22 protein-coding genes and 1 other RNA gene are annotated in these 24,892 nt (G+C 62.1%); 10 read left to right on the top strand and 13 right to left on the bottom strand.

What is annotated here, in order from left to right; translation table 11 throughout:
* Nucleotides 1-153: 153 nt before the first annotated feature.
* The 6 genes from P0G09_RS09985 to P0G09_RS09960 form a co-directional block, all read right to left on the bottom strand.
* A complete protein-coding gene (locus tag P0G09_RS09985) occupies nucleotides 154-2,610 on the bottom strand; it encodes an SMC family ATPase (protein ID WP_275252568.1) in 2,457 nt (818 codons plus the stop codon).
* The gene (locus tag P0G09_RS09980) at nucleotides 2,607-3,746 is read right to left on the bottom strand and encodes an exonuclease SbcCD subunit D (RefSeq protein WP_275252567.1); all 1,140 of its coding nucleotides are present in this window, start codon (nucleotides 3,744-3,746) and stop codon (nucleotides 2,607-2,609) included. Before P0G09_RS09980 ends, P0G09_RS09985 begins: the two co-directional genes overlap by 4 nt.
* 236 nt (nucleotides 3,747-3,982) lie before the next feature.
* Nucleotides 3,983-4,399 carry a peptidoglycan-binding protein gene (locus P0G09_RS09975; protein ID WP_275252566.1) on the bottom strand — a complete coding sequence of 139 codons (417 nt, stop codon included), beginning with the start codon at nucleotides 4,397-4,399 and terminating at the stop codon, nucleotides 3,983-3,985.
* Nucleotides 4,371-5,210, bottom strand: coding sequence for a stage II sporulation protein R (locus P0G09_RS09970; protein WP_275252565.1), 840 nt, complete (start codon nucleotides 5,208-5,210; stop codon nucleotides 4,371-4,373). Before P0G09_RS09970 ends, P0G09_RS09975 begins: the two co-directional genes overlap by 29 nt.
* A 163-nt stretch (nucleotides 5,211-5,373) precedes the next feature.
* The gene (locus tag P0G09_RS09965) at nucleotides 5,374-6,741 is read right to left on the bottom strand and encodes a PFL family protein (protein WP_275252564.1); all 1,368 of its coding nucleotides are present in this window, start codon (nucleotides 6,739-6,741) and stop codon (nucleotides 5,374-5,376) included.
* 91 nt (nucleotides 6,742-6,832) lie between these two features.
* Entirely contained in the window at nucleotides 6,833-7,102 is a 270-nt protein-coding gene (locus P0G09_RS09960) for an ACT domain-containing protein (protein WP_035394907.1), read from the bottom strand.
* A 189-nt stretch (nucleotides 7,103-7,291) separates the two neighbouring features.
* On the opposite strand from P0G09_RS09960, the gene P0G09_RS09955 reads away from it, so the two are divergent.
* Genes P0G09_RS09955 through P0G09_RS09935 form a run of 5 tightly spaced genes read left to right on the top strand, consistent with a single transcriptional unit; the run spans nucleotide 7,292 to nucleotide 10,326 of the window.
* Entirely contained in the window at nucleotides 7,292-7,546 is a 255-nt protein-coding gene (locus P0G09_RS09955; RefSeq protein ID WP_275252563.1) for a hypothetical protein, read from the top strand.
* On the top strand, nucleotides 7,497-7,976 hold the full coding sequence (locus P0G09_RS09950; RefSeq protein WP_005935606.1) for an Lrp/AsnC family transcriptional regulator: 480 nt from the start codon (nucleotides 7,497-7,499) through the stop codon (nucleotides 7,974-7,976). Before P0G09_RS09955 ends, P0G09_RS09950 begins: the two co-directional genes overlap by 50 nt.
* Entirely contained in the window at nucleotides 7,976-9,163 is a 1,188-nt protein-coding gene (locus P0G09_RS09945; protein WP_275252562.1) for an aminotransferase class I/II-fold pyridoxal phosphate-dependent enzyme, read from the top strand. The genes P0G09_RS09950 and P0G09_RS09945 overlap by 1 nt, the downstream gene beginning before the upstream one ends.
* 12 nt (nucleotides 9,164-9,175) lie before the next feature.
* The gene (ispE, locus tag P0G09_RS09940; protein WP_275252561.1) at nucleotides 9,176-10,066 is read left to right on the top strand and encodes a 4-(cytidine 5'-diphospho)-2-C-methyl-D-erythritol kinase; all 891 of its coding nucleotides are present in this window, start codon (nucleotides 9,176-9,178) and stop codon (nucleotides 10,064-10,066) included.
* 56 nt (nucleotides 10,067-10,122) lie between these two features.
* Nucleotides 10,123-10,326 (top strand): DUF378 domain-containing protein, encoded by a 204-nt coding sequence (locus tag P0G09_RS09935; RefSeq protein ID WP_227611521.1) that lies wholly within the window; start codon nucleotides 10,123-10,125, stop codon nucleotides 10,324-10,326.
* 50 nt (nucleotides 10,327-10,376) lie between these two features.
* Here the strand turns inward: P0G09_RS09935 and P0G09_RS09930 are convergent, their stop codons facing one another.
* The 3 genes from P0G09_RS09930 to P0G09_RS09920 all read right to left on the bottom strand — a co-directional run bounded on the left by P0G09_RS09930 (nucleotide 10,377) and on the right by P0G09_RS09920 (nucleotide 11,720).
* Nucleotides 10,377-11,006 carry a hypothetical protein gene (locus tag P0G09_RS09930; protein WP_098923009.1) on the bottom strand — a complete coding sequence of 210 codons (630 nt, stop codon included), beginning with the start codon at nucleotides 11,004-11,006 and terminating at the stop codon, nucleotides 10,377-10,379.
* A gap of 166 nt (nucleotides 11,007-11,172) precedes the next feature.
* Nucleotides 11,173-11,376: non-coding RNA, 6S RNA (gene ssrS, locus P0G09_RS09925), on the bottom strand.
* A 29-nt stretch (nucleotides 11,377-11,405) separates the two neighbouring features.
* On the bottom strand, nucleotides 11,406-11,720 hold the full coding sequence (locus tag P0G09_RS09920) for a DUF1292 domain-containing protein (protein WP_005935590.1): 315 nt from the start codon (nucleotides 11,718-11,720) through the stop codon (nucleotides 11,406-11,408).
* A gap of 281 nt (nucleotides 11,721-12,001) precedes the next feature.
* On the opposite strand from P0G09_RS09920, the gene P0G09_RS09915 reads away from it, so the two are divergent.
* A complete protein-coding gene (locus P0G09_RS09915; protein ID WP_275252560.1) occupies nucleotides 12,002-12,745 on the top strand; it encodes a peptidylprolyl isomerase in 744 nt (247 codons plus the stop codon).
* An 84-nt stretch (nucleotides 12,746-12,829) separates the two neighbouring features.
* Here the strand turns inward: P0G09_RS09915 and P0G09_RS09910 are convergent, their stop codons facing one another.
* Genes P0G09_RS09910 through P0G09_RS09900 form a run of 3 tightly spaced genes read right to left on the bottom strand, consistent with a single transcriptional unit; the run spans nucleotide 12,830 to nucleotide 14,973 of the window.
* Nucleotides 12,830-13,654, bottom strand: coding sequence for an SDR family oxidoreductase (locus P0G09_RS09910; protein WP_275252559.1), 825 nt, complete (start codon nucleotides 13,652-13,654; stop codon nucleotides 12,830-12,832).
* 11 nt (nucleotides 13,655-13,665) lie between these two features.
* The gene (locus P0G09_RS09905; protein WP_342760529.1) at nucleotides 13,666-14,688 is read right to left on the bottom strand and encodes an NAD-dependent epimerase/dehydratase family protein; all 1,023 of its coding nucleotides are present in this window, start codon (nucleotides 14,686-14,688) and stop codon (nucleotides 13,666-13,668) included.
* A 42-nt stretch (nucleotides 14,689-14,730) separates the two neighbouring features.
* Nucleotides 14,731-14,973, bottom strand: coding sequence for a hypothetical protein (locus tag P0G09_RS09900; protein ID WP_275252557.1), 243 nt, complete (start codon nucleotides 14,971-14,973; stop codon nucleotides 14,731-14,733).
* A gap of 181 nt (nucleotides 14,974-15,154) precedes the next feature.
* Between P0G09_RS09900 and P0G09_RS09895 the strand changes: the two genes are divergently transcribed.
* The gene (locus tag P0G09_RS09895) at nucleotides 15,155-15,829 is read left to right on the top strand and encodes a response regulator transcription factor (RefSeq protein WP_005935576.1); all 675 of its coding nucleotides are present in this window, start codon (nucleotides 15,155-15,157) and stop codon (nucleotides 15,827-15,829) included.
* A gap of 2 nt (nucleotides 15,830-15,831) precedes the next feature.
* On the top strand, nucleotides 15,832-16,905 hold the full coding sequence (locus tag P0G09_RS09890) for a HAMP domain-containing sensor histidine kinase (RefSeq protein ID WP_275252556.1): 1,074 nt from the start codon (nucleotides 15,832-15,834) through the stop codon (nucleotides 16,903-16,905).
* Between the two features lie 42 nt (nucleotides 16,906-16,947).
* Here P0G09_RS09890 and ruvX read toward each other — a convergent pair whose 3' ends face one another.
* Nucleotides 16,948-17,379, bottom strand: coding sequence for a Holliday junction resolvase RuvX (gene ruvX, locus P0G09_RS09885; RefSeq protein ID WP_005935569.1), 432 nt, complete (start codon nucleotides 17,377-17,379; stop codon nucleotides 16,948-16,950).
* A gap of 201 nt (nucleotides 17,380-17,580) precedes the next feature.
* Between ruvX and P0G09_RS09880 the strand changes: the two genes are divergently transcribed.
* Both P0G09_RS09880 and P0G09_RS09875 read left to right on the top strand, forming a co-directional pair.
* Entirely contained in the window at nucleotides 17,581-20,934 is a 3,354-nt protein-coding gene (locus P0G09_RS09880; RefSeq protein WP_275252555.1) for a PD-(D/E)XK nuclease family protein, read from the top strand.
* Nucleotides 20,931-24,629 carry a UvrD-helicase domain-containing protein gene (locus P0G09_RS09875; RefSeq protein WP_275252554.1) on the top strand — a complete coding sequence of 1,233 codons (3,699 nt, stop codon included), beginning with the start codon at nucleotides 20,931-20,933 and terminating at the stop codon, nucleotides 24,627-24,629. Before P0G09_RS09880 ends, P0G09_RS09875 begins: the two co-directional genes overlap by 4 nt.
* Nucleotides 24,630-24,892: the final 263 nt, after the last annotated feature.

Genomic DNA, 24,892 nt, shown 5'->3' with positions numbered 1-24,892 from the left:
AGTCAATGCTTCGCATTGCCAGCCCCCCTAGTAGTGGGGCCTCTGGCGTTGCATGGAGTTTGGTGAGTTCCCCTTTGTGTGCAGGCTGAACCGCTCTGCCAAGGCCTCCCCTACCAGGGGAGGTGGCAAAGCCGATAGGCTTTGTCGGTGGGGTTACGTCACAATCTCCACCCAGCTGCCACCGCTCCGCTCCTTGTGTACGACCACCTGCCGGTCGATGCGGTCCTTCAGGGCGGCGACATGGGAGATGATGCCCACCAGTCGGTCGCCTTCGGTCAGGCCGGAGAGCACCCGGATGGCCTGCTCCAGCGATTCCTCATCCAGCGAGCCGAAGCCCTCATCGAGGAAGAGGGTGTCCAGCCGGATGCCGCCGGCGGTGCTCTGGACTTCATCGGAAAGGCCCAGGGCCAGCGCCAGCGAGGCCTTGAAGCTCTCGCCGCCGGACAGGGTCTTGACACTGCGGCGGGTGCCGTTGTAGTGGTCGATGACTCCCAGGTCAAGGCCCGACTGGCTGCGCTGGTTCTCGGCACCGATGCGCTCCAGCTCGTACTGGCCCGCCGTCATCTGCATCAGGCGGGTGTTGGCGTGGACAAGGATGCGGTCGAGGTAGTTCATCTGGATGTAGGCCTCCAGCCGGATCTTCTGCTTGCTGCTCAGGGTGCCGCCTGCCGTGGAGGCCAGTGCGTTTACCCACTGCCAACGGGCATCCAGCGCGTCCCGCTGGTCGGCAAGCTTCCGGTGATCGGCCAGCGCCCTCCGGTTGGGCAGCAGCCGGGCGTTCAGGTCTTTCTCCTGTGCGGCAAGGGCTTTGCGCCGGGCCAGCAGCTCGTTCTGCTCTGCCTTGAGCGTTGCGATCATCTGGGGCTGCGCAGTCTGCTCCGCAGTCTGCCGGGCTTCCAGTGTCTGCACCGCAGCCTGGGCGGCGGCAGAAGCCTGCTGGGCTGCCGTCACCTGCGCTTCCAGAGCGGTGCGCTGTTCTGCCTGTGCTTTGCGCTGGGCTTCCAGTTCTTTTTTGCGGCGGCAGTCGGCATGGTTTTTGGTCTGGCGCTGCTTCAGGTCAGCCTGTGCGGTGTGCAGAGCATCGTTCTCCTCGGCCAGCGCAGTCTTGAGCAGGCTCACGGTCAGGGGCACCGGCCCCTCGGGCGAAGTAAACCGCTCAGGCAGAAGCGCTTCGGCATCCTTTCGCAGCTGGGCGCGGCCCTCCTGCTCCCGCGTCAGTGCTTCCCGCGCGGCGGCACTGGCCTCCTGTGCGGCGCTGTCGGCCTGGGCGGCGGCCTGCTTGGCTTTGTTCACCTGCACTTCGGTGGGGGCGGTGTGAGGCAGGTGGGCTTTGGCCGGGTGGTGGGTGCTGCCGCAGACAGGGCAGGCGGCTCCCTCTTCCAGCGTCTGAGCCAGCAGGCCCGCCTGCGCATCCAGAAAAGCCCGTTCCAGCGTGTCACGGGCAGAATGGGCCTCGGTCTGTCTGCCCGCCGCCTGCCGGTAGGCCTCCTGCGCGGCGCGTGCGGCTGTGTTCCGGTGCTGGCACTCTGTCAGGCTCCGGGCCAGCTCGTTCAGCGCGGTTTCCCGCTGGGCAAGACGGGCCGCTTCGGCCTCCAGCTCTACCCGGCGGGTGTCGGCATCGGCCAGTGCGGCAAGCTCTGCTTCAGAGGCTGTGAGTGCCGCATCCAGCGCTTTCAGTGTTTTGTGCCGGGTGCTGGCCTTGGCGGATTCCAGCTGGGCGGTACTTCGGGCCTTGGCCAGCTCTCCGGCAACCGCCTGCCGCTGGCGCTCTGCCTGCTCTGCCGCGCCCAGCGTGGTCTGTAATGTGCTCAATTGCCTGTCCAGCGCAGCCAGCGCATCTGCGGCCTGTGCGGCGGCAGCTTCCTGCCGGGCGGTCAGCCCCTCCAGCAGGGTGGTCACTGCGTCCGGCGGCATCTGCGCCGAGAGCGCCCCCAGCGCTTCTGCCTCCGGGTCTGCGGCATCATACGAGATGCCTGCAAGCACTGCGTCCAGCTTTGCATTCAGGGCGGCGCGTTGGGCCGTGAGGGCGGAGTTTTCCTCGGCCAGCGCCTCCTGCAGTTTCTGGTAGCGCTGGGTGCGGAACAGCTTCCGGAAGATCTTGCTCCGCTCCTCAGTGGTGGCGTTGAGCAGGCGGGTGAACTGCCCCTGCGCGATCATGGCGATCTGGGAAAACTGGTTGTAGTCCAGCCCGATGATATCAATGACAGCGGCAGTCACCTCCTTGGCTTTGGTCACAGGCGGGCGGCCGTCGGCATAGGTCAGGGCGGCATCCGCCTTTTCAGTGGTGAATCCCTCGCCCCGGGCCTTGGGGCGCAGATACTCCGGGTTGCGCCGGACGGTGTACCGCTGCCCCCGCACCTCAAATTCCAGCTCCACAAAGGTGGGGGTGCCGGGGTCTGCATATTTGCTGCGGAGCATGGCCCCATCCCGCACGCCGCCGCTGGAATGATCATACAGGGCGTAGGTGATGGCATCGAACAGGGTGGTCTTGCCCGCGCCGGTGTCACCGGTGACAAGGTAGAGCCCGCCTCTGCCCAATTGCTCCAGCGGCAGGGTGGTGGTGCCTGCATAGGGGCCAAAGGCCGAGAGAGTCAGCTTGAGTGGTCTCATGCGTCCTCCTCCTTCCAGATGCTTTCAATGAGCTGCTGGCAGAATACCGCCTGCTCATGGGTCAGGGGCTGGTTGTTCTGCAGCTGGTAAAAATCTGCAAAGTGCTCCAGCGGTGTTTTCTGTTCGGCCTTTGCAGGGGCATCCAGCTCCTGCCGGGTCTGTGTGCGGCGGTTGTCGTAATCCAGCCGCATCAGGTTGGGGTAGATGACCCGCAGGCGGGCCAGTGCCTCGGGGAGGTCCTGCTCATCGGTCAGGGTGATGTGCAGGTAGTCGTCCACGGCAGTGCCCTCGTAATTACGGCGGTCGGTCAGCTCCATGTAGCTGCCGCGCAGCTCCCGCAGATCGTGCCGGGGTACCAGCGGTTCGGCGGCAATGGTCACGCTGCCCTTTTCGCCCAGCTCCACAAAGGTCACGCTCTTGTGCTGGCTGGCCTCCGAGAAGGAATACTTCAGCGGCGTTCCGCAGTAGCGCAGGGTATCCTGGCCCACCTTCTGGGGGCTGTGCAGATGCCCCAGCGCCACATAGTCGAACTTGTCGAACAGGGCGGCATCCACCCAGTCGATGCCGCCCACGCTGGGCTCCTCGCTCTCGCAGGAGGCAGCTCCTGCCACGAACTGGTGCGCCACCAGCACACTGCGGCGGGCCGGGTCAGGCGAACAGTGATCCAGCACGCAGGCAAGGGCATCGTTGTAGCTCTCAATGGGCGCGTCCGGCCAGACATGCCGCACCATAGCGGGCTTCAAAAAAGGCAGTAAGTACAGATCGACCGGGCCGTGTGCGTCGGTGAGGGTGATGGGCTCCGGCGGGCCGGAAAACACCGGCGAGACGTAGACCCTGCTTTCGGCCAGCAGGGCAGAGCCAAAGGCCACCCGGTCGGCGGAATCGTGGTTGCCCGAGATGGCGAATACCGGCAGCTCCCGGTGGGAAAGCTCGGTGAGGAACCAGTCCAGCAGGCGGACCGCCTCGGCAGGCGGCACGGGTTTGTCGTACAGGTCACCGGCCAGCAGCACGGCATCCACGGGGTGGGAATCGAGCAGGGATAAGATCTGCTCTAAAATATAGCGCTGGTCGTCCAGCATGGAGAACTCGCAGACCCGTTTGCCCAGGTGCAGGTCGGAGAGGTGGAGAAAACGCATGGGGAAGCCCCCTTTCTAAAAGGATGGCTCTATTATACCACGGAATGTTCTCTTTTGCGTGCCAAAAGAGAACCAGAAAAGCACCCGCTACTTTCGAAGCGCGGGAGGCACGAACTAGGGGCTGCTCGCCCCTAGTAACCCCAAAGCAGAGGGCTCCGAACAAAAATGCTGGAGATTCCCGCCTGTCGGCGTGAAGATCTCTTAACCGCATTTTTGCCCGGAGCCGATTGAAATTTTTAACTAGCGGGGAACAGCTTCTCCCAGGTGGCTTTACCCACAGCACCGTCGGCCTTCAGGCCGTTGCGGCGCTGGAACCGCTGAACAGCGTCGGCAGTCCGGGCGCCGAACTTTCCGTCCGTGCCGATCTTCTCCCCCAGCGTGTTGAGCTTCTGCTGGATGAGCCGGATGGTGCCGCCGGACATGCCGGTGCGCATCACGATGCCGGGATAGGGCACCGCCAGCCCGTGCTTTGCGGTGTACTTTGCGTAGAGGACGTTCCAGGTGTTTGCCCCGACTTTGCCGTCCATGTTCATATTGTTCCGGAGCTGGAATTCTTTCACGGCGTTTTCGCTCCTGGTGCCAAAGCGGCCGTCTGTGGTCAGTGCGGGGTAATAGCTGCACTGGTCACGCACGCCGTTCAGCCAGGTCTGCACCAGGGCTTCGTCCGGGCCGTAGGAGCCCTTTTGGATCAACGAATAATAAGCGGGGATCGCCATTGTGGTCACACTCCTTCCACGACAGCGTATGCAGCGCTGTGGGGAGGTGTGCCATAGCATTTTTGCCCTCTCCGTCTTTGCTCCGCGCCTGAGAGGGCGAGGCTGTTTCGACCAGCACTTTATCCTCCCGGCTCGCCGTCACCCGCTGCCACCACTCCACGCATTTGAAACGCACCACATAACCCCCACACACCAGATCGTTTTCCTCCGGCAGGGCGTAGGTGCCGCAGGCAGAGCGGCACAGCCCCGGGTAGAGCACGCACCACCAGTTTTTGCCGTGGCGGGCGTTGCCGCCCAGGTCGATGCGCAGGGCCTGATACCGCCCGGCGGGCAGGATGCCGGTGGAATAGCGGGTGGTATCGAAGTACATTTCCACCAGCTGTACCGTAACGGTGGAAAAAATCCCCTGCCTTGCCAGCACGGCCCGGGCCGTCAGCTCCAGTGCGGGCAGGTTCTCTGCCGCCCAGCGCAGGGCGGCAGGCTTGTCCTGTGCGGTGCAGTGGACATCGGCGTAGGCCAGAACGGCATCCCGCACGGCGAGCTTGACGGTCTGGTCGGCAGGGGAATCGCTGTCGGCCCGGATGTGGAAGCGCAGGGTGTCGGCACAGAGGAGGGCCCCGGTGTCCAGCTGTGCCTGCCCCCAGCGCAGGGCAGCAGGCAGGGTGCTCAGAATCAGCGCAAGGGAAAGCACGGCGCACCCCAGCGCCATCTCACGGCGGGTGAGCGTGCGGGCAAAGAATGGCAGCATAAAAAACAGGCCCCTTTTCTGGAAATGATAACCAGAGAATGGGCCTGTTTGACACATTTTATTCTGATACTTGATTTTTGCAGTGAAGTTTGACTGTAATGCCAAGGGCTCCCCCTTCGGGGGAGCTGGCAATGCGAAGCATTGACTGAGAGGGTTGTTCCTTTTAGTTCTTCAGAGACTGCATGGGAGCCGGCAGGCGGCCGCCGCGGTTGATGAACACCGAGGGGTCACGCTGATTCACCGGCATGATGGGGCCATAGCCCAGCAGACCGCCGAAATCCAGGATCTCGCCTGCCTTGCGGCCGATGGCGGGAATGACGCGGACAGCGGTGGTCTTGCTGTTCACCATGCCAATGGCGGCTTCGTCGGCGATCAGGGCGCTGATGACAGCGGGGGTGGTATCGCCGGGGATGATGACCATATCGATGCCCACCGAGCAGACAGCTGTCATGGCTTCCAGCTTTTCGATGGTCAGGCAGCCGCACTCGGCGGCGTGGATCATGCCGTCGTCCTCGCTGACGGGGATAAAGGCACCGGAGAGGCCGCCCACATGGTTGGAGGCCATCACGCCGCCCTTCTTCACAGCATCGTTCAGCAGGGCCAGGCAGGCCGTGGTGCCGCAGCAGCCGCAGGTCTCAAGGCCCATCTCTTCCAGAATGTTGGCCACGCTGTCGCCCACAGCAGGGGTGGGGGCCAGCGAAAGGTCGATGATGCCCGCGGGCACGCCCAGAGCCTTGGAGGCCAGATTGGCCACCAGCTGGCCCACGCGGGTGATCTTGAAGGCGGTGCGCTTGACCAGCTCCGCCACCTCGTCGATGGGAGCATCCTTGGGCAGCTTTGCCAGCGCGGCGCGCACAGCGCCGGGGCCGGAAACGCCGACGTGGATCTCACAGTCGGGCTCGCCGGGGCCGTGGAATGCACCGGCCATGAAGGGATTGTCCTCGGGTGCGTTGCAGAACACCACCAGCTTTGCCGCGCCGATGCACTGGCGGTCGGCGGTCAGCTCGCTGGCCTTCTTCACGGCTTCGCCCATCAGCTTGATGGCATTCATGTTCAGGCCCGCCTTGGTGGCACCGATATTCACCGAGCTGCACACGATGTCGGTCTCGGCCAGTGCGCGGGGGATGGACTCGATCAGGCGGCGGTCACCGGCCGAGAAGCCCTTGTGCACAAGGGCGGTGTAGCCGCCCACAAAGTTCACGCCCACCTTTTTGCCTGCGGCATCCAGTGCCTTGGCAAAGTCCACGGGGTCTGCATCGGGGCAGGCACCCAGCAGCATGGCAATGGGGGTGACGCTGATCCGCTTGTTGATGATGGGAATGCCGTACTCGGCGCTGATATGCTCCACGGCGGGCACCAGATCGGCTGCCTTGGTGGTGATCTTGCTGTAGATTTTTTCGCAGGCCTTCTTCGGGTCCGGATCAATGCAGTCCAGCAGGCTGATGCCCATGGTGACCGTGCGCACGTCCAGATTGTCCTGCGTGAACATCTCGATGGTCTCGAGGATGTCGCCGGTATTCATCATGCTCATAAGAGTATCCTTTCTGAACCTCTCCGTCATTGCTTCGCAATGCCACCTCTATTAAGGGAGCTGGCGCAAAGCGTCTGAGAGGTCTTGTCTGTTAGATGGTATGCATCGCGTCAAAAACTTCCTGACGGGTCAGATTGATCTGCATCCCCATCTCCTTGGCCAGAGCATCGGTGCGGGTGTGCAGCTCCTCATGGCTGACGCTGCACTTGGAGATGTCCACCAGCATGATCATGGCAAACATGCCCTGCAGAACGCTCTGGGTCACATCCTCAATGTTGATGTTCAGCTCGCAGCAAAGGGCGGCCACTTTGGCAACAACGCCCACGGTATCGTGTCCGATGACAGTGATAAACGCTTTCATATTCCTTACCCCCATTGTTTCTGGTAAAAACCCCTCAGGCGCTTCGCGCCAGCCCCCCCCCCCTAGTAGTGGGGCCTCTGGCGTTGCGTGGAGTTTTGCAAGTTCCCCGTTCCGCACAAACTGTATCATTCTGCCAAGGCCGCCCCTATTAGGGGAGGTGGCAAAGCCGTCAGGCTTTGACGGAGGGGTTTGACGGAAGGGTTTAATTCCAGTATAGCAGATTTGCCGATTTTTGAACACTCTTTTTGGAAAAAAGAGCAGTTTTCAGGCGGAAAAGACATTCTATACTGCTTTGATGTAAAAAACAAGATGCAAAGCGGCGATTCTTGTGCTATACTGAAAAATAACAGCGGGGCGGGTACGCCCACCCGCGCAAAACAAAGGAGAAACGACCATGGAACAGCTTTTGAAGATTCTGGAAGACAATGCGCGGCTGCCCATTGAGGACATTGCCACCATGCTGAATAAATCCCCCGCCGAGGTGGCGGCTATGATCGACCTGGCCCGGGCGCAGGGCATCATCAAGGGCTACAAGACCCTTGTGGACTGGGAAAAGGCCGGGGTGAACCGGGTGGAAGCAGTCATCGAGCTGAACGTCAGCCCCAAGAAGAGCCGCGGCTTTGATGAGATCGCAGCCACCATTGCCGCCTTTGACGAGGTGGAGAGCGTGCTGCTGATGAGCGGCGGCTATGACCTGCAGCTGGTCATCAAGGGCCAGACTTTCCAGGAAATCGCCCTGTTCGTGGCAAAGCGCCTGAGCCCGCTGGACGATGTGCTGTCCACTGCCACCCATTTTGTCCTGCGCACCTATAAAAAAGAGGGCCGCCTGTATCAGGACGAAGAGATCGATGAAAGAGAGTGCACGGTTCTGTGATGGATTACGATAAACTGATCGCGCCTGCCGCACGGGAGATGCGCCCCTCCGGCATCCGCAAATTCTTTGATCTGGCCGCTGATATGCCTGAGTGCATCAGTCTGGGCGTGGGCGAACCGGATTTCAAAACACCGTGGGCTGTGCGGGAAGCAGGCATCGAGAGCCTGGAGCATGGCCGCACCCGCTACACCGCCAACGCAGGCCTGAAAGAGCTGCGGGCGGAGATCTGCAGATATCTGGAGCGCCGGATGCACCTGCACTACGACCCCCTGCGGGAGGTGCTGGTGACCGTGGGCGGCAGCGAAGCCATTGATATGTGCATCCGCGCCATTGTGCAGCCCGGGGATGAGGTGATCATCCCGGAGCCCTGCTTTGTCTGCTATGAGCCCATCACCACCCTGTCCGGCGGTGTGCCGGTGCATGTGCCCTGCCGCCAGGAGGATGAGTTCCGCCTCAGGCCCGAGGCCCTGAAAGCCGCCATCACCCCCAAGACCAAGCTCCTTATCATGCCGTTCCCCAACAACCCCACCGGTGCGGTGATGGAGCGGGAGGATCTGGAAGCCATTGCGGAGGTCCTGCGGGATACCAACGTCATGGTGCTTTCGGATGAGATCTACGCCGAGCTGAACTACGGCCTGCGGCCCCATGTCTCCATTGCCACCCTGCCCGGCATGGCCGAGCGGACCATTGTGGTGAATGGTTTTTCCAAGAGTTATGCCATGACCGGCTGGCGCTTGGGCTATGCCTGCGGCCCGGCTCCCATCATCAAAATTATGACCAAGATCCACCAGAGCGCCATTATGAGCGCCCCCACCACCAGCCAGTATGCGGCCATCACCGCCCTGCGGGATTGCGACGGTGAGATCGACAAGATGCGGGACGAGTACAACATGCGCCGCCGCCTGGTGGTGCACGGCTTTAACTCTATGGGCCTGACCTGCTTTGAGCCGCGGGGTGCGTTCTACGCCTTCCCCTGCATCAAGAGCACCGGTATGACCAGCCAGGAGTTCTGCACAAAGCTGCTGGAGCAGAAGCATGTTGCGCTGGTGCCCGGCGATGCCTTTGGCGCATCCGGCGAGGGCTACTGCCGTGTTTCCTATGCTTACAGCGTGGAGCACCTGACCGAGGCCATGAAGCGCATCCGGGCGTTCCTGAAAGAAAACGGCATCAACAGCGGAGAGCAGTGAGGAGGAAGAACGATGGCAAAACTGAACTGCGTGACCGTTCTGGCCCCGGCCAAGCTGAATCTGGCGCTGGATGTGGTGGGCCTGCTGCCCAACGGCTACCATAACCTGGATATGACGATGCAGGCCATCACCCTGTACGAGCGGGTGGTGCTGCGCCGCAGCCAGAACCTGAGCCTGACCCTGCCGGGCAGCCCGGTGGCCGCCAACGATTCCAACACGGCCATCAAGGCGGCGCTGGCCTTCTTCCACTATACCGGCCTGCTGGCGGGTGTAGAGATCACCATTTACAAGAATGTGCCGGTGCGTGCCGGTATGGCGGGCGGCAGCGCCGATGCCGCCGGTGTGCTGGTGGGCCTGAACGTCCTTTATGGCGCAAAGCTCTCCATGAGTGAGCTCTGCGCGCTGGGGGCAAAGATCGGCGCGGATGTGCCCTTTGCCCTGATGGGCGGCACCTGCCGGGTGCAGGGCGTGGGCGATGTGATGAAAGCCCTGCCGCCCTGCCCGGACTGCTGGTTCACGGTGGTCATGCCCGATTACGGCGTTTCCACCCCGGAAGCCTTTGCCGCTTATGACAAAGTGGGCAGCAGCACCCACCCCGACTGCGAAGCCCAGGAAAAGGCGATCCGCGCCGAGGATCTGGCGGGTGTGTGTGCCGCCGCAGGCAACGCACTGGAGGAATGCAGCGGTGCCAGAGACAACGAGGCCATCAAGACCGCGCTGAAAGAGAACGGCGCTGTCACTGCCCTGATGACCGGCAGCGGCGCGGCTGTGTTTGGTATCTTTGAGAGCGAAGAAGCTGCCCGAAGCGCTGCCGAGGCTGTCAGGGTGCAGTGGCCGCAGGTGTATGTGGCTCAGCCCGATCGGGGCGGCGCGCGGGTCATCAGCCCGAAGTGGATGCTGTAACATGCATAACCTCCTTTCCAATGGGGAAAACTGCCCAAAGGAAAGGAGGTCTTTTTGTGCAGACCTTTTATAAAGTGTGCCTGATCCTGATGATCATTGGCGGCATCAACTGGGGGCTTGTGGGCCTGTTCCAGTTTGACTTTGTGGGCTGGCTGCTGGGCGGCAGCAGCTCAATCTGGTCGCGCATCGTGTTTACGGTGGTGGGTGTGGCCGCTGTCTGCGGCATCCCGGGGCTGTTTGCAGAGGAAACGGAAGAATGAAAAAACGGCTGCTGCACGGAAAATGTGCAGCAGCCGTTTTTGTGGATCATTCAGTTATCCCACCCCACCAGATCGGGCAGGGTAAGGGTCTCGTCCGAGCAGTGGGGGTCTGCGGGGCCGTCGGTGGGGGCGGTGGCCTTCTCCACAGCCCGCACGATCTCGCTGATGGCGGCGCAGTCCTCGGGCAGGTCGGTCTGGCTGCGGCCCGAGTGGGTGAACAGGATCTTGCCCAGATGGCCCACCACCAGCGTCAGCGGCAGCAGCTGAGGGGCTTTGGTGTCGTAGTGGTAACCGGCATCTCTGGCGGCCTTGTAGATCTTCTGGGCCGCAAAGCTCCAGCTCAGCAGGCCGCGGGTCTGCTCTACGCCCAGGTAGCCGTACAGTACGCCGGGGCCGTCGCAGATGACAGGAAAGGGGAAATCTGAGCCATGGGTGGCCTTAGCCACCGCCTGCGCCGAGGAACGTACCACACAGACAAGCCGTGCCCCCTTGAGCTGGGGCAGCGTTTTCAGGTAACGGGTGATATATTCGCGGCTGACAGGGTGGTCGAACCCAGGCAGGAAGATCATGCACAGCGGATGCTCCCCCTCGCACAGGGCGTAAAAATCATTGCCCGGCACCGTGGGGGTGTCGTAGGTGAAACGGGGGATGCTCGTCCCCACAAGATGTTCGCTTTTCATACCGCAATGCACATCCTTTCCATCATCACCAAAACCTCTCCGTTATTGCTGCGCAATGTCACCTCCCCTAATAGGGGAGCGGGGGCATCAGCGCCTGAGAGGTCGTCCTATAAAAAAATCCACACACTGGCCTTGTGGCAGGCCAGCGGTGGATGCAATGCTATAAAAAGATCCCGCCCGGTCGTCTGCGGCAATCAAACCTACCCTTACGGACAGGTGGGTGCCCTGTCGCCGGATTCACGCTTCCTCATCGAACCTCCATGGTCGACCCATGGCGGGGAGGTCTGCAATCCGCCGGAGAACTCCGGGCTCCCGTTGAATGATTAGTAGGATCATATAAACCGCAACAAATCGCGCCGGGCAGGAAGTCTTGCCTGGGAATCTGTCTGTGCAGGGGAATTACTCGATCTCGAACTGGTCGCTCAGGCGCTGCTCAAACAGCTTGCTGACTTCCATCAGAGTCTCGTCATCCTCCACAACGTCCAGATATTCGCCCTCGCTGTCCTCGCCCACGCTCAGGATGACCAGCTGTGCGTCCTCGTTGACATCCTCTTCATCCTCTGCGTATTCGACAACTGCAAGGTAATGCACGCCCTTATGGTCCAGCGCATCGATCACTTCAAACGTGACCTCATTGCCGTCCTCATCCTCAAGAGTCATCAGATCGGGCTGATATTCCTCTTCGGTGTTCGGGTTCTTGATCTCTTCTGCCATAAGATACGTTCTCCTGTCTATCCAAACCCAATCAAAGGGATGGTACTCAAATAAAATTACGCACACAGCCCGGGATTTGCTGCGTTCCCGCCGTCCCTTGCTGTGCTTATAGTGTAGCGTTTTTTTGCCTGCTCGTCAAGATGTTTTTCACACAGAAAATGCACGACAAATTTTCACGCATTTCCCTCTCGCTTCCCGGGCAGAAATATGCTATACTGAATTCTGTGTATCTCCCGCGTGCGGGGGAACTGCTATCAGAATATGAACGGAGGGATCTGTTTATGAATAAGACCCGTGTCCGGCTGGCGGCGCTGCTGCTGACCGTGAGTTTTGCACTGTCCGGCTGCAGCCTTGTGAAAAACATCGGCGGCAGCAGCGGAGCCGGAACAAAGACCATCACCCGCCCGGCGGTGGAATCGGCCGAGCTGCAGTTCACCCACCCGGCGGCGGGGGAACCCGTGGCGGTGTTCGATACCACGGCGGGTGTGTTCCGGGCGGTGCTCTTCCCGGAGCAGGCCCCGCAGGCCTATGATAACTTTGTGGGTCTGGTGCAGGCGGGCTACTATAACGGCCTGACCGTGACCCGTGTGGAGCAGGACTTTGTGGTGGAAGCCGGTCAGGGTGCTGACGGCAAGGGCACCACCATCTGGAATGGCAGCCGCTACCCGGCTGAGGCCACCGACAAGCTCCACCATTATTCCGGTGCTCTCTGCATGGCGGCGGACTCCTCCGGCAAGTGCGCCAGCGTCTTTTATATCATGTCCACTCTGCCCGGCGGGGATTCCATCACCCAGGAACTCACCGACCAGATGAACAGTGCAGGCTACCGCGCTGAGGTCGTTTCGGCCTATCAGACCGTTGGCGGCGCACCCTACCTCGACTACACCGATACCGTGCTGGGTCAGGTGTACGAGGGGATGGACGTGGTGGACACCATCGCTCAGGCCGCCGTGGATGAGAACCAGAAGCCCACGGAAACGATCACCATCAACAGCGTCAGCATTGAGACATATCAGGCGCAGTAACAACTGAAAATGACAAAACCGGCTTTCCTGTGGCAGTAGGAAAGCCGGTTTTGTGCTGAATGGAGAGAATGGGGGATATATCGGTCAGCGGGAAAGGCCGCTGACCCCACTGGCAATGACACCGCCGTCCATGACGATGTCCGTGCCGGTGAGATAACCGAGCCGTTCGTCCAGCAACAGGGCATACAGCGCGGCGATCTCTTCTGGCCTGCCGTTCCGCTTGAGGGCGGAATGGGCGGTAAAGGTCTGGGCTTCGGCGCTTTCCAGTTGACCCATGGGGGTATCAAAGTTGCCGGGGGTCACACTGAGGCAGCGCACCCCTTTGGCACCAAAGCGGGCGGCATCGGTTTTGGCAAACCAGATGACGAAATGCTTGCTGATGGAATAGGCCACACCGGTGCGGGCGCTCTTGGGCATCAGATTGATGCGGGCCATCATCTTTTTCAAAAATTTTTCCCGGTCGGTGCGGGCAAGGGGATAACTGTGTTTTGGCATGATGAATCCGGGGGCCAGATAGGCGCTCATGCTGGATGTATCAATGACACAGCCGCCCGGGGCCATGACAGGGTAAAAGGCATCATTGATGTTGACTGTGCCCAGCGCGTTGGCGCGCAGGATGGCTTCCGGGCTGCCCATGTGGGGACTCATGCCAGCAATGTGGAGCAGAGCCTTCACCTGCCCACGTTCCACGGCGTGCCGTGCCAGCTTTTCGCAGCTGGCACGGTCAGAGAGGTCACAGGCAAAGGCTTCGGCTTCGTGTCCGGCTTCGGTCAGCTCGGCCACGGCGCTTTCCAGTTTTGCGGCAGTGCGGCCTACCAAAATCACATGATATCCGGCTTCACAGACCAGCTTGGCCGTGGCGCGGCCCATGCCGCTGCCGCCGCCGGTAATCACACAGACAGGTTTCATGGTGTACCTCCTCAGTGAATCTTGCCGGTGGCCTTGAGCCAGGCGGCGGTGTCGTGGAGTGTTTCGGCGTAGGGACGGGGTGCAAAGCCCAGCTCGTTCTTGGCCTTGGAACAGTCAAAGGTGTTATTGCGCTCCAGGTTGTAGACCGCAAACTCGGTCAGCACGGGCTTTGTGCCCTTTTTGGCGGCCGATTTTTCCATCTGCTTTGCGGCAAGGTGGGCGAAGGAAAGGGGAAGGTAGAACTTGCAGCCCTTGCAGCCGGTATCCTCTTTAAGCATCCGGCACATTTCCTTCAGGGTGACTTCATCATTGCTCAGGATGTAGCATTCACCTTTGCGGCCCTTGTCGGCGGCGGCAATGGTGCCTGCGGCCAGATCCCGGACATCCACCATATTGAAGCTGCCCGCCATGCCGATGGGCATTTCGCCGTTCAGGATCTGGGTCAGGGTGCGGGAGGTCTGGCCAATGGCCGGATCGTTGGGGCCGATGATGCCGCTGGGGTGGACAACGCAGGCGTTCAGGCCCGCGTGGGCGGCATCCAGTACCTTCTGGGTGGCCATGGCCTTGCTGCGGCTGTACCAGCCTACCACCTTTTCCTCTTCATAGGGGACGAACTGATTCACCTCCCGGATGGGCTGCCCGGCAGGCAGCTCAGGAATAGCACCGGTGGAGGAAACGTACACGAACTTCCTGCATTCCGGGTGGTGCTTGGCGGCGGCAAGCATATTCTCGGTGCCGCCCACATTGACGGCGATCAGCTTCTCGCTGTAACCCGGGTCGATGGTGACCATGCTGGCACAGTGGATGCAGACGCTCTGGCTGCCCTCGGGGATGTTGAAGAAGGCTTCGCAATCCTCGGCGCTGCACAGATCGCCCTCAAAAACCTCGACCTCAGCGGGCAGATACTTGCGGGCAGGATCCCCCTTGAGGACGAAGGCACGGATGTGCTCCCCCCGTTCGATCAGCTGAGTGCAGATGTTGATGCCCAGGAAACCGGCCGCGCCGGTCAGCAGATAAATGGTGTTGGTGTTCATATTCATTTCCTCCCGCTTTTCTCTCAAAGTGTACGATACGGTTTACAGCATTGCGGCCAGACCCAGCCCCATGCTGTCGAACCCTTCAGAGACAGCCAGATAGGCATCCATCGTGTCCTCGTCGATACGGACGGGAGAAGAGGTGTTCCGGTTTTTGAGGCTGTTCAGAGTGGCAGCGAGTGCCAGACCGATGCCGTAGTTTGCACCGACCTCAGTCAGGGTGTAGTAAGCGTCCAGCGCAGTCTCGTCCAGGGTGGAAGCGGTCATGTTCTTGCGGTTCATCATGGTAAGTATCCTCCGTTTTATGTTTGAATATTTGTTGTTTGTTCTGTTGTGGAGCTCCGTGCTCCCTTGCGATGGCTAAAGGATACCCGACCAAGGTAAACGCAAGGTGAATATTTCTGTTTATCTTTTGTTTATCTTTGGGTGTATAATAGAGCCATACCATAGAAAGTGAGGAGACCTCATGCTGAAAATTCTGGTTGCGGAAGATGACGTGAGCACCAACAAGCTGCTCTGCGCCATTTTAAAGATCAACGGCTATGAAGCAATCCCGGCCTTCAACGGCGAAGCGGCGCTGGATATCATCGACCACCAGCACATTGACCTGCTGCTGTGCGATGTGATGATGCCTAAAATGGATGGCTTTGCCCTGACCCAGGCCATCCGGGATGGCGGCAGCATGATGCCCATCCTGATGCTGACGGCCAAGGCCCTGCCTGAGGACAAGCACACCGGTTTTCTGGTGGGCACGGATGACTACATGACCAAGCCGCCGGATAAGACCGAGCTGCTGCTCCGCATCAAGGCCCTGCTCCGCCGGGCCCGCATCGTGGATGAGCATAAGATCACGGTGGGGGATGTGGTGGTGGATATGGACAGCCGCACCGTGCGGCGGGGGATGGAGGTGCAGACCCTGCCGCCCAAGGAATTTGAACTGCTGTACAAACTGCTGGCCTACCCGGAGCGCACCTTTACCCGGATGGAATTGCTGGACGAGATCTGGGGCATCGACAGCGAGAGCGACGACAAGACCGTGAATGTCCACATCAACCGCCTGCGCAACCGCTTCTACGACTGGCCGGAGTTCGAGATCCAGACCGTGCGGGGTCTGGGGTACCGTGCTGTAAAGAAAGTGTGAGGATGATGAAAAAAATTGCGGAACGGATGCGCGGCTGCATCGAGACGCTGAGCCTGTCGGCCCTGCTGGTCATCAACCTGTCTTTTATGGTGTTGCTGATGCTGGGACTCTGTACGGTACTGGTCATCACGGGCGCGGACGGCGGCTTTATTTACCACGATGGCAGGATCGGCATCTGGGGAGTGCTCTGTTTTATCTATGCCGTGTGCAGCCTGATCGCGGTGAGCATGGTGGTGATGATACGGATGGTTTTTATCCACCCATTGCAGCGGAACATTGAGGCTATGAAAAAATTGGCAAACGGGGACTTTGCCGTGCGTGTGGATCCCGCGGAACACGGTTACACGTCCCGGGAGATGGTCGAGTTTGAGCAGAGCTTCAACAAGGCAGCGGAGGAGTTGGGCGGCACTGAGATCCTGCGGAAAGATTTTATCAACAACTTCTCTCACGAGTTCAAGACCCCCATCGTCAGTATCAGCGGTTTTGCCGACCTGCTGCTGGAAGAGCAGCTGCCGCCCGAGGACCAGAAGGAATACCTGACCATCATCCGGGACGAGAGCAGGCGGCTGGCCGACCTGGCAACGAATATTCTGACCCTGAACCGGGTGGAGAGCCAGACTATCCTGACCGATAAAGCAGCCTTCCCGCTGGATGAACAGCTGCGCCAGAGCGTGCTGGTGACCCAGCAGAAGTGGCGGCAGAAGGAGCTGGATTTTGATGCCGACCTTGTCCCGGCAGAGTACACCGGCAGCGAGGGGCTGCTGAAAGAAGTCTGGCTCAACCTGCTGGACAACGCCGCCAAGTTCAGCCCTGAGGGCGGCACCGTGGCCGTGAACCTGCGCAAAGCAAAAAACGCCCTGATGGTCTCGGTGACCGATCAGGGCGAGGGGATGAGCGCCGACACGCAGGCGCATATCTTTGAACAATTCTATCAGGGCGACACCAGCCACACCACCCAGGGCAACGGTCTGGGCCTTGCCATGGTGAAAAAGGTGCTGGAGCTCCACGGCGGCAGTATCCAGGTGAACAGTGCCCCCGGGCAGGGCAGCTGCTTTACCGTGACACTACCCATATGAACGAAAAAGAGGCGCTGAAAAGCGTCTCTTTTTGCTTCCGGTTCAAATTTCGCCGGGGTGTTCCTTGCGCCAGGCGAGGTAATCCTCCAGAATGACCGTGGCGCTGACGGAATCCAGAATGGCCTTGCGGTGGGCACCAAAGGTCCCCACCTCGTCCAGGATATCGGCGGCTTCACAGGTGGACTGCCGCTCGTCCCACATCCGCACGGGCAGGCCGCTCCAGATCTGCAGGGTCTTGCCCAGCTTGCGGCTCTTCTCGGCGCGCTCGCCCTCGGTGCCGTCCATGTTGAGCGGCAGGCCCACCACAATGAGCTCTGCCTTCTGCTCCTGGGCAATGCGGCAGACCTCGGCGGCCACCTTGGGCCGGGCCTTCAGGGTGATCTGGGGGGTGATGGGCGTGGTCAGGAACTCGGTGGGGTCGCAGACCGCAAGCCCCGTGCGGCTGGCACCGTAATCAACTGCTAGAATCTTCATGGGGAGAGCCCCTCCTGCTTTGCTGTTTTTCCTCAGTTTACCACAGAATAGATTTTTCTTCAATTTTGCGGTACAATAAACTCAATTATTATCCATTGCGCAGGGCTGACCCGATATGCCAAAGGCTCTCCCTTCGGGAGAGCTGGCAAAGCCGCAGGCTTTGACTGAGAGGGTGAGCCCGTTATAGAAAGTGAGAAAACAATGTTACAGCTACTTCTGGGCGGTTCCGGCAGCGGAAAAACAACGCTGTTGTACCAGCGCATCCGCGCCCGGGCCGAAAAAGGGGAAAAAAGCATCCTGCTGGTGCCGGAACAATTCACTTCCAGCACCGAGGGCCGCATCTACCGTGAGCTGGGGGATGCCCTGTCCGGCATGGTGGAGAGTTTTTCTTTTACCAGTCTGGCAGAAAAGATCCTTTCCACCGAGGGCGGCGCGGCGGTGCAGACCCTCTCTGACGCAGGCCGTGCCGTGCTGGTGCGCCGGGCGCTGGAGGAGCTGCAGGACAATGTCCAATATTATCATCGCCACCGGCGCAGTGCGGCCTTTTGCCAGATGGCGGCCCAGACCATCGACGAGCTGAAGAGCGCGGGCCTTTCCGGCCAGCAGCTGGCACAGCTGGCCGGTGCCTGCGGAGCCGAGAGCGGTAAGCTCAGTGAGCTGGCCCTCATCTTTCATGGCTACGAGACCCTGCTGGCCCGCAGCGGCATGGACCCCTCTGACCGGCTGGAGCTGGCCGGAGCCCGGCTGGAGGAAGCGCTGGCCCGGCACAGCCTGCCGGAGTTTCTGCGGGACCGGGCGGTGTTCATTGATGAGTTCGATACCTTCAACGCGCCCAAAAAGCGGCTGCTGGGGGCCATGCTGGCGGCGCTGCCCAGCGTGACGGTGGCCCTCTGCGATGACGGTGCCCCCTTGCTGCCCGGTGACCTGAGCCTGTTCTCCGGGGCCAAGCAGGTGGCGGCGCAGCTGCGCCAGCTGGCCCGGAAAAATGGGGCAGAGGTGGCCGTTCCGCAGCTGTTGCGCAAGGATCTGCGTCACCGGAACGCCCCGGGCCTTGCCGCAGTGGCAGAGCTGCTGGAAACCGGCAGCTGCACCGCAGATGCCCCGGCGGGCGAGGTGCGGCTTTTTGCCGCGCCCAGCCGGGAGGAGGAGGCCCGTGCCGCTGCCGGTGCCATCCGGCGGCTGATGCGGCAGGGCGTGCGGTGCGGAAAGATCGCTGTGGTCTGCCGTGATATCGCCAAGTATCGTGCTGCAGTCCGGTATGAGTTCCGGATGGCGGAGATCCCCCTGTACTGCGATGAACCCACCACCCCGGAATTCAGCGCCCCGGCCACGGCGGTGCGGGCCCTGCTGGAGATCGCCCGGGGAGCCGACCTGACCGAGAACCTGACCACTCTTGCCAAGACCGGCCTGTGTGCCCTGAGCGAGGAGCAGGTCTGTGCGCTGGAAAACTATGCCTACACCTGGGCCCCCACGGCGGCGGCCTGGCGGGAGAAGTTCGAGCGCAGCCCCAAGGGCTTTGGGGAGCAGGAGCTGACCGAAGAGGACCTCCGCAACCGGGAGCGGGCAGAACATGCCCGTGCCCTGCTCGTGGGGGCGGTGGATGCATTCCGGGCCAAGGTGCGCGGGGTCAATGCCGAGGCCATCAGCCGGGCGGTGTATTTCTGCCTGAAAACGCTGGGAGCTGAGGAACAGCAGGCTGCTCAGGTAAAAGCCATCCGCGCGGGCCGGGGTATCCCGGCGGCGGAGGAAGCCGCCCGGGAGTGGAACGTGGTCATGGGGCTGCTGAACGAGATGGCCCATCTGCTGGGGGAGCAGACCGTGACCGTGGCCGAATACGAGGACCTGTTCGGGCTGCTGCTCCGCTCGTCCGACCTGGGGCACATCCCCCAGACCCTGGATGCGGTGGTGCTGGCCAGCGCAGGCAAGATGCGTCTGGACGCGCCGGACTATGTGTTTGTGCTGGGGCTGGCCGAGGGGGAATTCCCGGCCGCGCCCGGCGAGGTGGGTCTGCTGACCCACGCCGATCGCGATGCCCTGATGGCGCAGGAGATCGACCTGCCCGACTGCTTTGAGAACCGTGTGGTGCGTGAGCAGGTCTGCTTCTACAAGGCCCTGACCGCCCCTGCAAAGGGGCTGTGGCTCAGCTGGCCCAAGGGGCAGGGGCAGACCCTCTGCGCTGCGCTGGAACCCCTCGTGGAAGCGCTGGCCCCCGCTGCCCCGGAGCTGGAACTGACGGACCTTGCGGCCACTCCCGCAGATGGGCTGGACTGTCTGGGCGGCGGCTGGCCCCTGACGGAGACCGAGCGTGCCAGCCTGACAGAAGCCCTGCACACCCCCGGTGAGACCGAGCCGCAGGGCCTTGCCCTGCTGCGCCGGATGGCCGACACTGCCCCCCGGCAGGTGCATGACCTGCCTGCGCTGGAAGCGCTGCTGGGGCGGAAGCTGCGCATTTCGCCCAGCCAGCTGGAAAAATATTATACCTGCCGCTACGGCTACTTTTTGCAGTATGTGCTGGGGCTCAGGCCCCGCCGCCGGGCCGAGCTTTCCGCCGACCAGAGCGGCACCCTGATGCACTGGGTGCTGCAGATGGCGCTGGACCCTCACCCCGGCCCGGACAACCCCATGGCGGCGCTGCAGCCCTTTATGGAGCTGGATGATGAGGCCATGGCGAGCCTTGCCGCGCTGCTGGTGGACGAGTACGCCAAGCGCTATCTGCCCGAGGATACCGCCCGCTTTGCCTATCTGCTCTCCCGCCTGAAAAAGAGCATGACAAGCCTGCTGCTCTACCTGCGGGATGAGCAGCGGCAGTCCAGCTTCAAGCCCGTGGCCTGTGAGCTGAAGATCGGCCGGGGCGAGGATGCCGTGCCTGCCCAGGTATATCACCTGTCGGACGGGCGCACCGTCCAGCTGGTGGGCACCGTGGACCGTGCCGACGAGTGGGTGGAGGAGGACGGCACCCGCTGGGTGCGGGTGGTGGACTACAAGACCGGCACCAAAAAGCTGGACCTGAAGGAGGTCTACTGCGGTCTGGACTGCCAGATGCTGCTCTACCTGTTCAGTCTGACCCGGGATAAAAGCGGCCGCTTTACGGGGGCGGAACCGGCAGGTGTGCTCTATCTGCTGGCCGACCCGGCCCCTGAGACCACCACCCGCGAAAAGGCGGCTCACAGTGTGGAATACAAACTGGACGGTCTGGTGCGGGACGAGCAGAAGCTGTTCGATGCCATGGATGCCGACGAGACCGGCAGATATCTGCCCTTCTCCTATTACAGAGGCGCGCCCAGCCCCTACCAGAAGGACAAGCGGGCAGACATCGCCAAGCTGAACCGCATCCAGCTGCATCTGGATGATCTTGTGACCCGGATGGGCCAGCAGCTCTATGAGGGGCAGATCGCCGCCGAGCCGCTGGTCGCGGGCCGGAGCCCCTGCCAGTGGTGTGATTACGGATTTGTCTGCTGCCACGAGACCGGCATCGGGGAGCGGGCGCTGGAGGCCCCCGCAAAGCCCTTTGAGGCTCCCGGGCAGCCCGAAGAAGGAGAGGAGGAACAGGCATGAGTGAACCCAAGTGGACCCCCGCCCAGCGGGCCGCCATCGAGGACCGGGGCGGCGCGCTGCTGGTGAGCGCGGCGGCGGGCAGCGGCAAAACGGCTGTTCTGACCGAGCGGGCTGTCCGGCTCATCACCGACCCGGAGCATCCCGTGGATGCGGACCGTCTGCTCATCGTCACCTTTACCAATGCGGCGGCGGCAGAGCTGCGGGCCCGCATCGGGCAGGCGCTTCTGAAGCGCAGCCAGGCGGAACCCGGCAATGGCGCGCTGCGCCGCCAGCGAATGCTGCTGCAGCGCGCGCCCATCTGCACCATCGATGCCTTCTGTCTGGACCTGCTGCGCAAGCACTTTCAGGCGCTGGATATCCCGCCGGATTTTTCCCCCGCAGACCCCGGCAGTGTGGAGCTCCTGCGGGCCTCTGCCCTGAGCGAGACGCTGGAAAATGCCTACCGCGACCCGGATTTCTGCGCCTTTGCCGACCTCTACGGCAAGGGCCGCACCGACCGCGCGGCGGGCGAGACGATCCTGCATGTCTACGATTTCCTGCGCGCCCTGCCCGATTACGACAAAAAGCTGGACGAATTTCTGGCTCCGTGGCAGGAGGAAAATGGCTTTGCTGCCTCCTGTTGGCATGATCTGCTGCTGGCCGAAGCCACCCGCAGTGCCAGGGCAGCAGGGGAACTGTTCCGCGCCGCGCTGGCTGACTGCCCGGGCGACCGGGAGCAGGAGTTGGCCGATGCCGAGGAAAAGAAAACGCCCTCTGCCCGGGAAAAGGCAAAAAATGCCGTGCTGGAAAAATATACCGATGCACAGGAACGGCTGGACAGGGCTGCCGCCCTGCTGGGCAGGGTGGAACAGCTGGCTGTGGCGGGGGAATGGACCCCGCTTTACGATCTGCTGACCCCCTATGTGCTGGGTATGGAGGAGCTGCCCGGCCTGAAAGGAATGAAAAAGCGGCTGAACGGCGAACGCAAAAAAGTCATCCGCACCCGCGCCGATGAGGGCGCGGCCCTGTTTGCGCAGATCCTTGAGCTGATCCCCTGCAGTGAGGAGGAGGCTGAGGCAGACCGCAGGGCCGCGGAGCCCCGCCTGCGGGCCCTGTTTGCGGCGGTGCGGGATTTCGATGCCCGGTTCTCGGCCAAAAAGCGGGACCGGAAGCTGCTGGAGTTCAGCGACTTTGAGCATCAGGCCCTCCGCCTGCTCCGTGACCCGGACGGCACCCCCACTGCGCTGTGCGGGGTCATCCGGCAGAACTACGCCGCCGTGATGGTGGATGAATATCAGGACACCAACGCCCTGCAGGATGCCTTGTACCGGTGCCTTGCATCCCCGGCGGGGGACGACCTCTTCCTGGTGGGAGATCTGAAGCAGAGCATCTACCGCTTCCGGCAGGCAGATCCCAGCATCTTCCGGGAAAAACTGGACAGCTGGCCCGCCCTGCCCGGCGGCGCAGCGCGGCCCCGCCCGGCAGAGGGTACCCCCGGCACCGATGCCATGCTGGCGCTGGATGCCAACTTCCGCTCGGCTCCGCAGGTGGTGGAAGGGATCAACTTCCTGTTTGAGCGGCTCATGTCCCCGGAACTCGGCGACACGGCCTACGGCGACGGCCAGCGGCTGGTCTGCGGGGCACCCGGGGAATACACGGGCAGCGTGGAGGCGCATTTCCTGCCCGATGACACCGCCGAAACGGACGCGGGCTGGATCGCCCGGCGCATCGAGGAGATGGTGCAGAGCGGCGAGCCGGTGCGGGACGGCAGTGCCACCCGCCCGGTGCAGTACGAGGACTGCTGCATCCTGCTGGCGGCGCGCAATGATTTTCCGGCCTATGTGGAAGCGTTGACCGCCCGGGGCATCCCGGTGTATGCGGATGCCCGCGAAAACCTGCTGGATGCCCCCCACATCCGGCCCCTCATCGCCCTGCTGAAGGTCATTGACAACCCGGCGCAGGATATCTATCTTGCCGCTGCCATGCTGGGCCCGCTGTTTGGTTTCACCGATGACGACCTTGTCCGCCTGCGGGCCAGAGCCGAAGAGATCCAGAAGCAGCAGGGGGAAAACACCCCCCAGCGCATCAGCCTCTACGGTGCGCTGCTGCTCACCGTGAACAGCGGGGAGGACACCCCTTTTACCGGAAAAGTCCGGGCGTTCTATGCCCGGCTGACCGAGCTGCGCCGGATGGCCCGCAGTGCCCCGGCAGAACAGCTGCTGGAGGAGATCTTTGCTTCCACCGGCTACCTTGCCGCACTGGGCGTGATGGAAAACGGTGCCCGCCGCCGGGAGGATGCCCGACGGTTTGCTTCCTTCTGTGCCGGGGCTGGCTCCGGCGGCATCTCGGCGCTGGTGCGGGCCATTGACGCTGCGGCGCTGGCAGGCTCCACGGGGCAGGATACTGTGCCCGGCGGCTCCCGCCCCGGCTGTGTGACCGTGATGACCATCCACCGCTCCAAGGGCCTGCAGTTCCCGGTGGTGTTCGTGGCCGACACGGCCCGTCGCTTCAATGCCACCGATACCCGCCAGCCGGTGCTCCTGCATCGGATGTATGGGGCAGGCCTGCGCCTGCGCCCCGAGGAGGGCGAGGGCGCGTACAAGACGGCGGCTTACACGGCGCTCTCCAATGTCCACGCCGCCGAGATGCGCAGTGAGCAGATGCGTCTGCTCTATGTGGCGCTGACCCGCGCGCAGGATAAGCTTATCCTGACCGTGCCGCTGGGCATCGGAAAGACCTCCAACCCCTTTACCAGAGCGGCGGCCTTCCTTGAAGCCGGGGCGGGTCAGACGCTCTGCCGGCAGGCAAACAGCTTTGCCGACTGGCTCCGCGCGGCCCTGCTCGTCCACCCCAATGGCGGCCCTCTGCGCCGGCTGGCCGAGGATCTGGAACTGCCCTTTGCGAATACCGGGAGCACCATCACCCTGACGGTGCAGCAGGCACTGCCAGAGGGCGTGGAGCCGCCCGACCCGGAACTGGAGGAAAGGCCGCTGGCACAGGCTGACCCGGCTCTGACCGAGATGCTGCGGCAGGGCTTTGCCTGGCAGTACCCGGCGGCAGAGCTGGCCCAAGTGCCCGCTAAGGTCAGCGTGACCGGCATCGTCCACAAGGCAGAGCAGACCACGCTGGAGCGCCCGGGCTTTCTGGCAAAGGACGGTCTGACCGCTGCCGAGATGGGCACGGCCCTCCACGCCTTCCTGGAGCACGCCGATTTTGCGGCCCTTGCGGCGGCAAAACAGGCGGGCACGCTGGAAACGGCGATCCCCGCCGAGCGTGACCGGCAGGTGGAAGCAAAGCTCACCGCGTCCGAAATTGCGGAGAAGCTGGATGCAGGGCGCATCCGCCGCTTTGTGGAGAGCGAAGCCTTTGCGCGTATCTGTGCCGCGGATGAGGTGCTGCGGGAGCTGGACTTCATCACGGCTCTGCCTGCCGCCGAGGTGCTGACCGCCCAGGGCACTGCCCCCGCCGACAGCGCTGCCGTGGCACAGGCAAAGGTGCTGGTGCAGGGCATCGCTGACCTGGTGCTGGTGTTCCCGGATCACCTGGAGCTGCTGGATTACAAAACGGACCGCCGAAAATCCGAAGCGGACTTCCTTGCCGCCTATCGCGCCCAGCTTGACCTCTATGCCCTTGCCATCAGCAAGCGCTTTGCCCCAAAACCGGTGACCTATAAGGGCATCTACTCGCTGGAGCTGGGGAAGCTGATTGAAGCATAAGGAAAACGGGCTCGCCCTCTCAGTCTCGCATTTGCTCGACAGCTCTCCCAAAGGGAGAGCCCTTGGCAAAACCATGAACTTTGCGTGGACTGCCAAAGCCTCTCACTTTGGGAGAGGTGGCATTGCGTAAGCAATGACGGAGAGGGCGAGGACGCTATCGGAAACGTACTTCTTTTTCAAAAGTCATATTTTTCCCTGAAATCGCGTAAAAGTGCTTGACAGGGCTTTGTGGGTGTGGTAAACTGTTCCGGTAAAGAAAGCAG

Source organism: Faecalibacterium sp. DFI.5.82, assembly GCF_029076575.1.
GTDB classification, from domain to species: domain Bacteria; phylum Bacillota; class Clostridia; order Oscillospirales; family Ruminococcaceae; genus Faecalibacterium; species Faecalibacterium duncaniae.
This window is presented reverse-complemented; position numbering and strand designations above follow the sequence as displayed.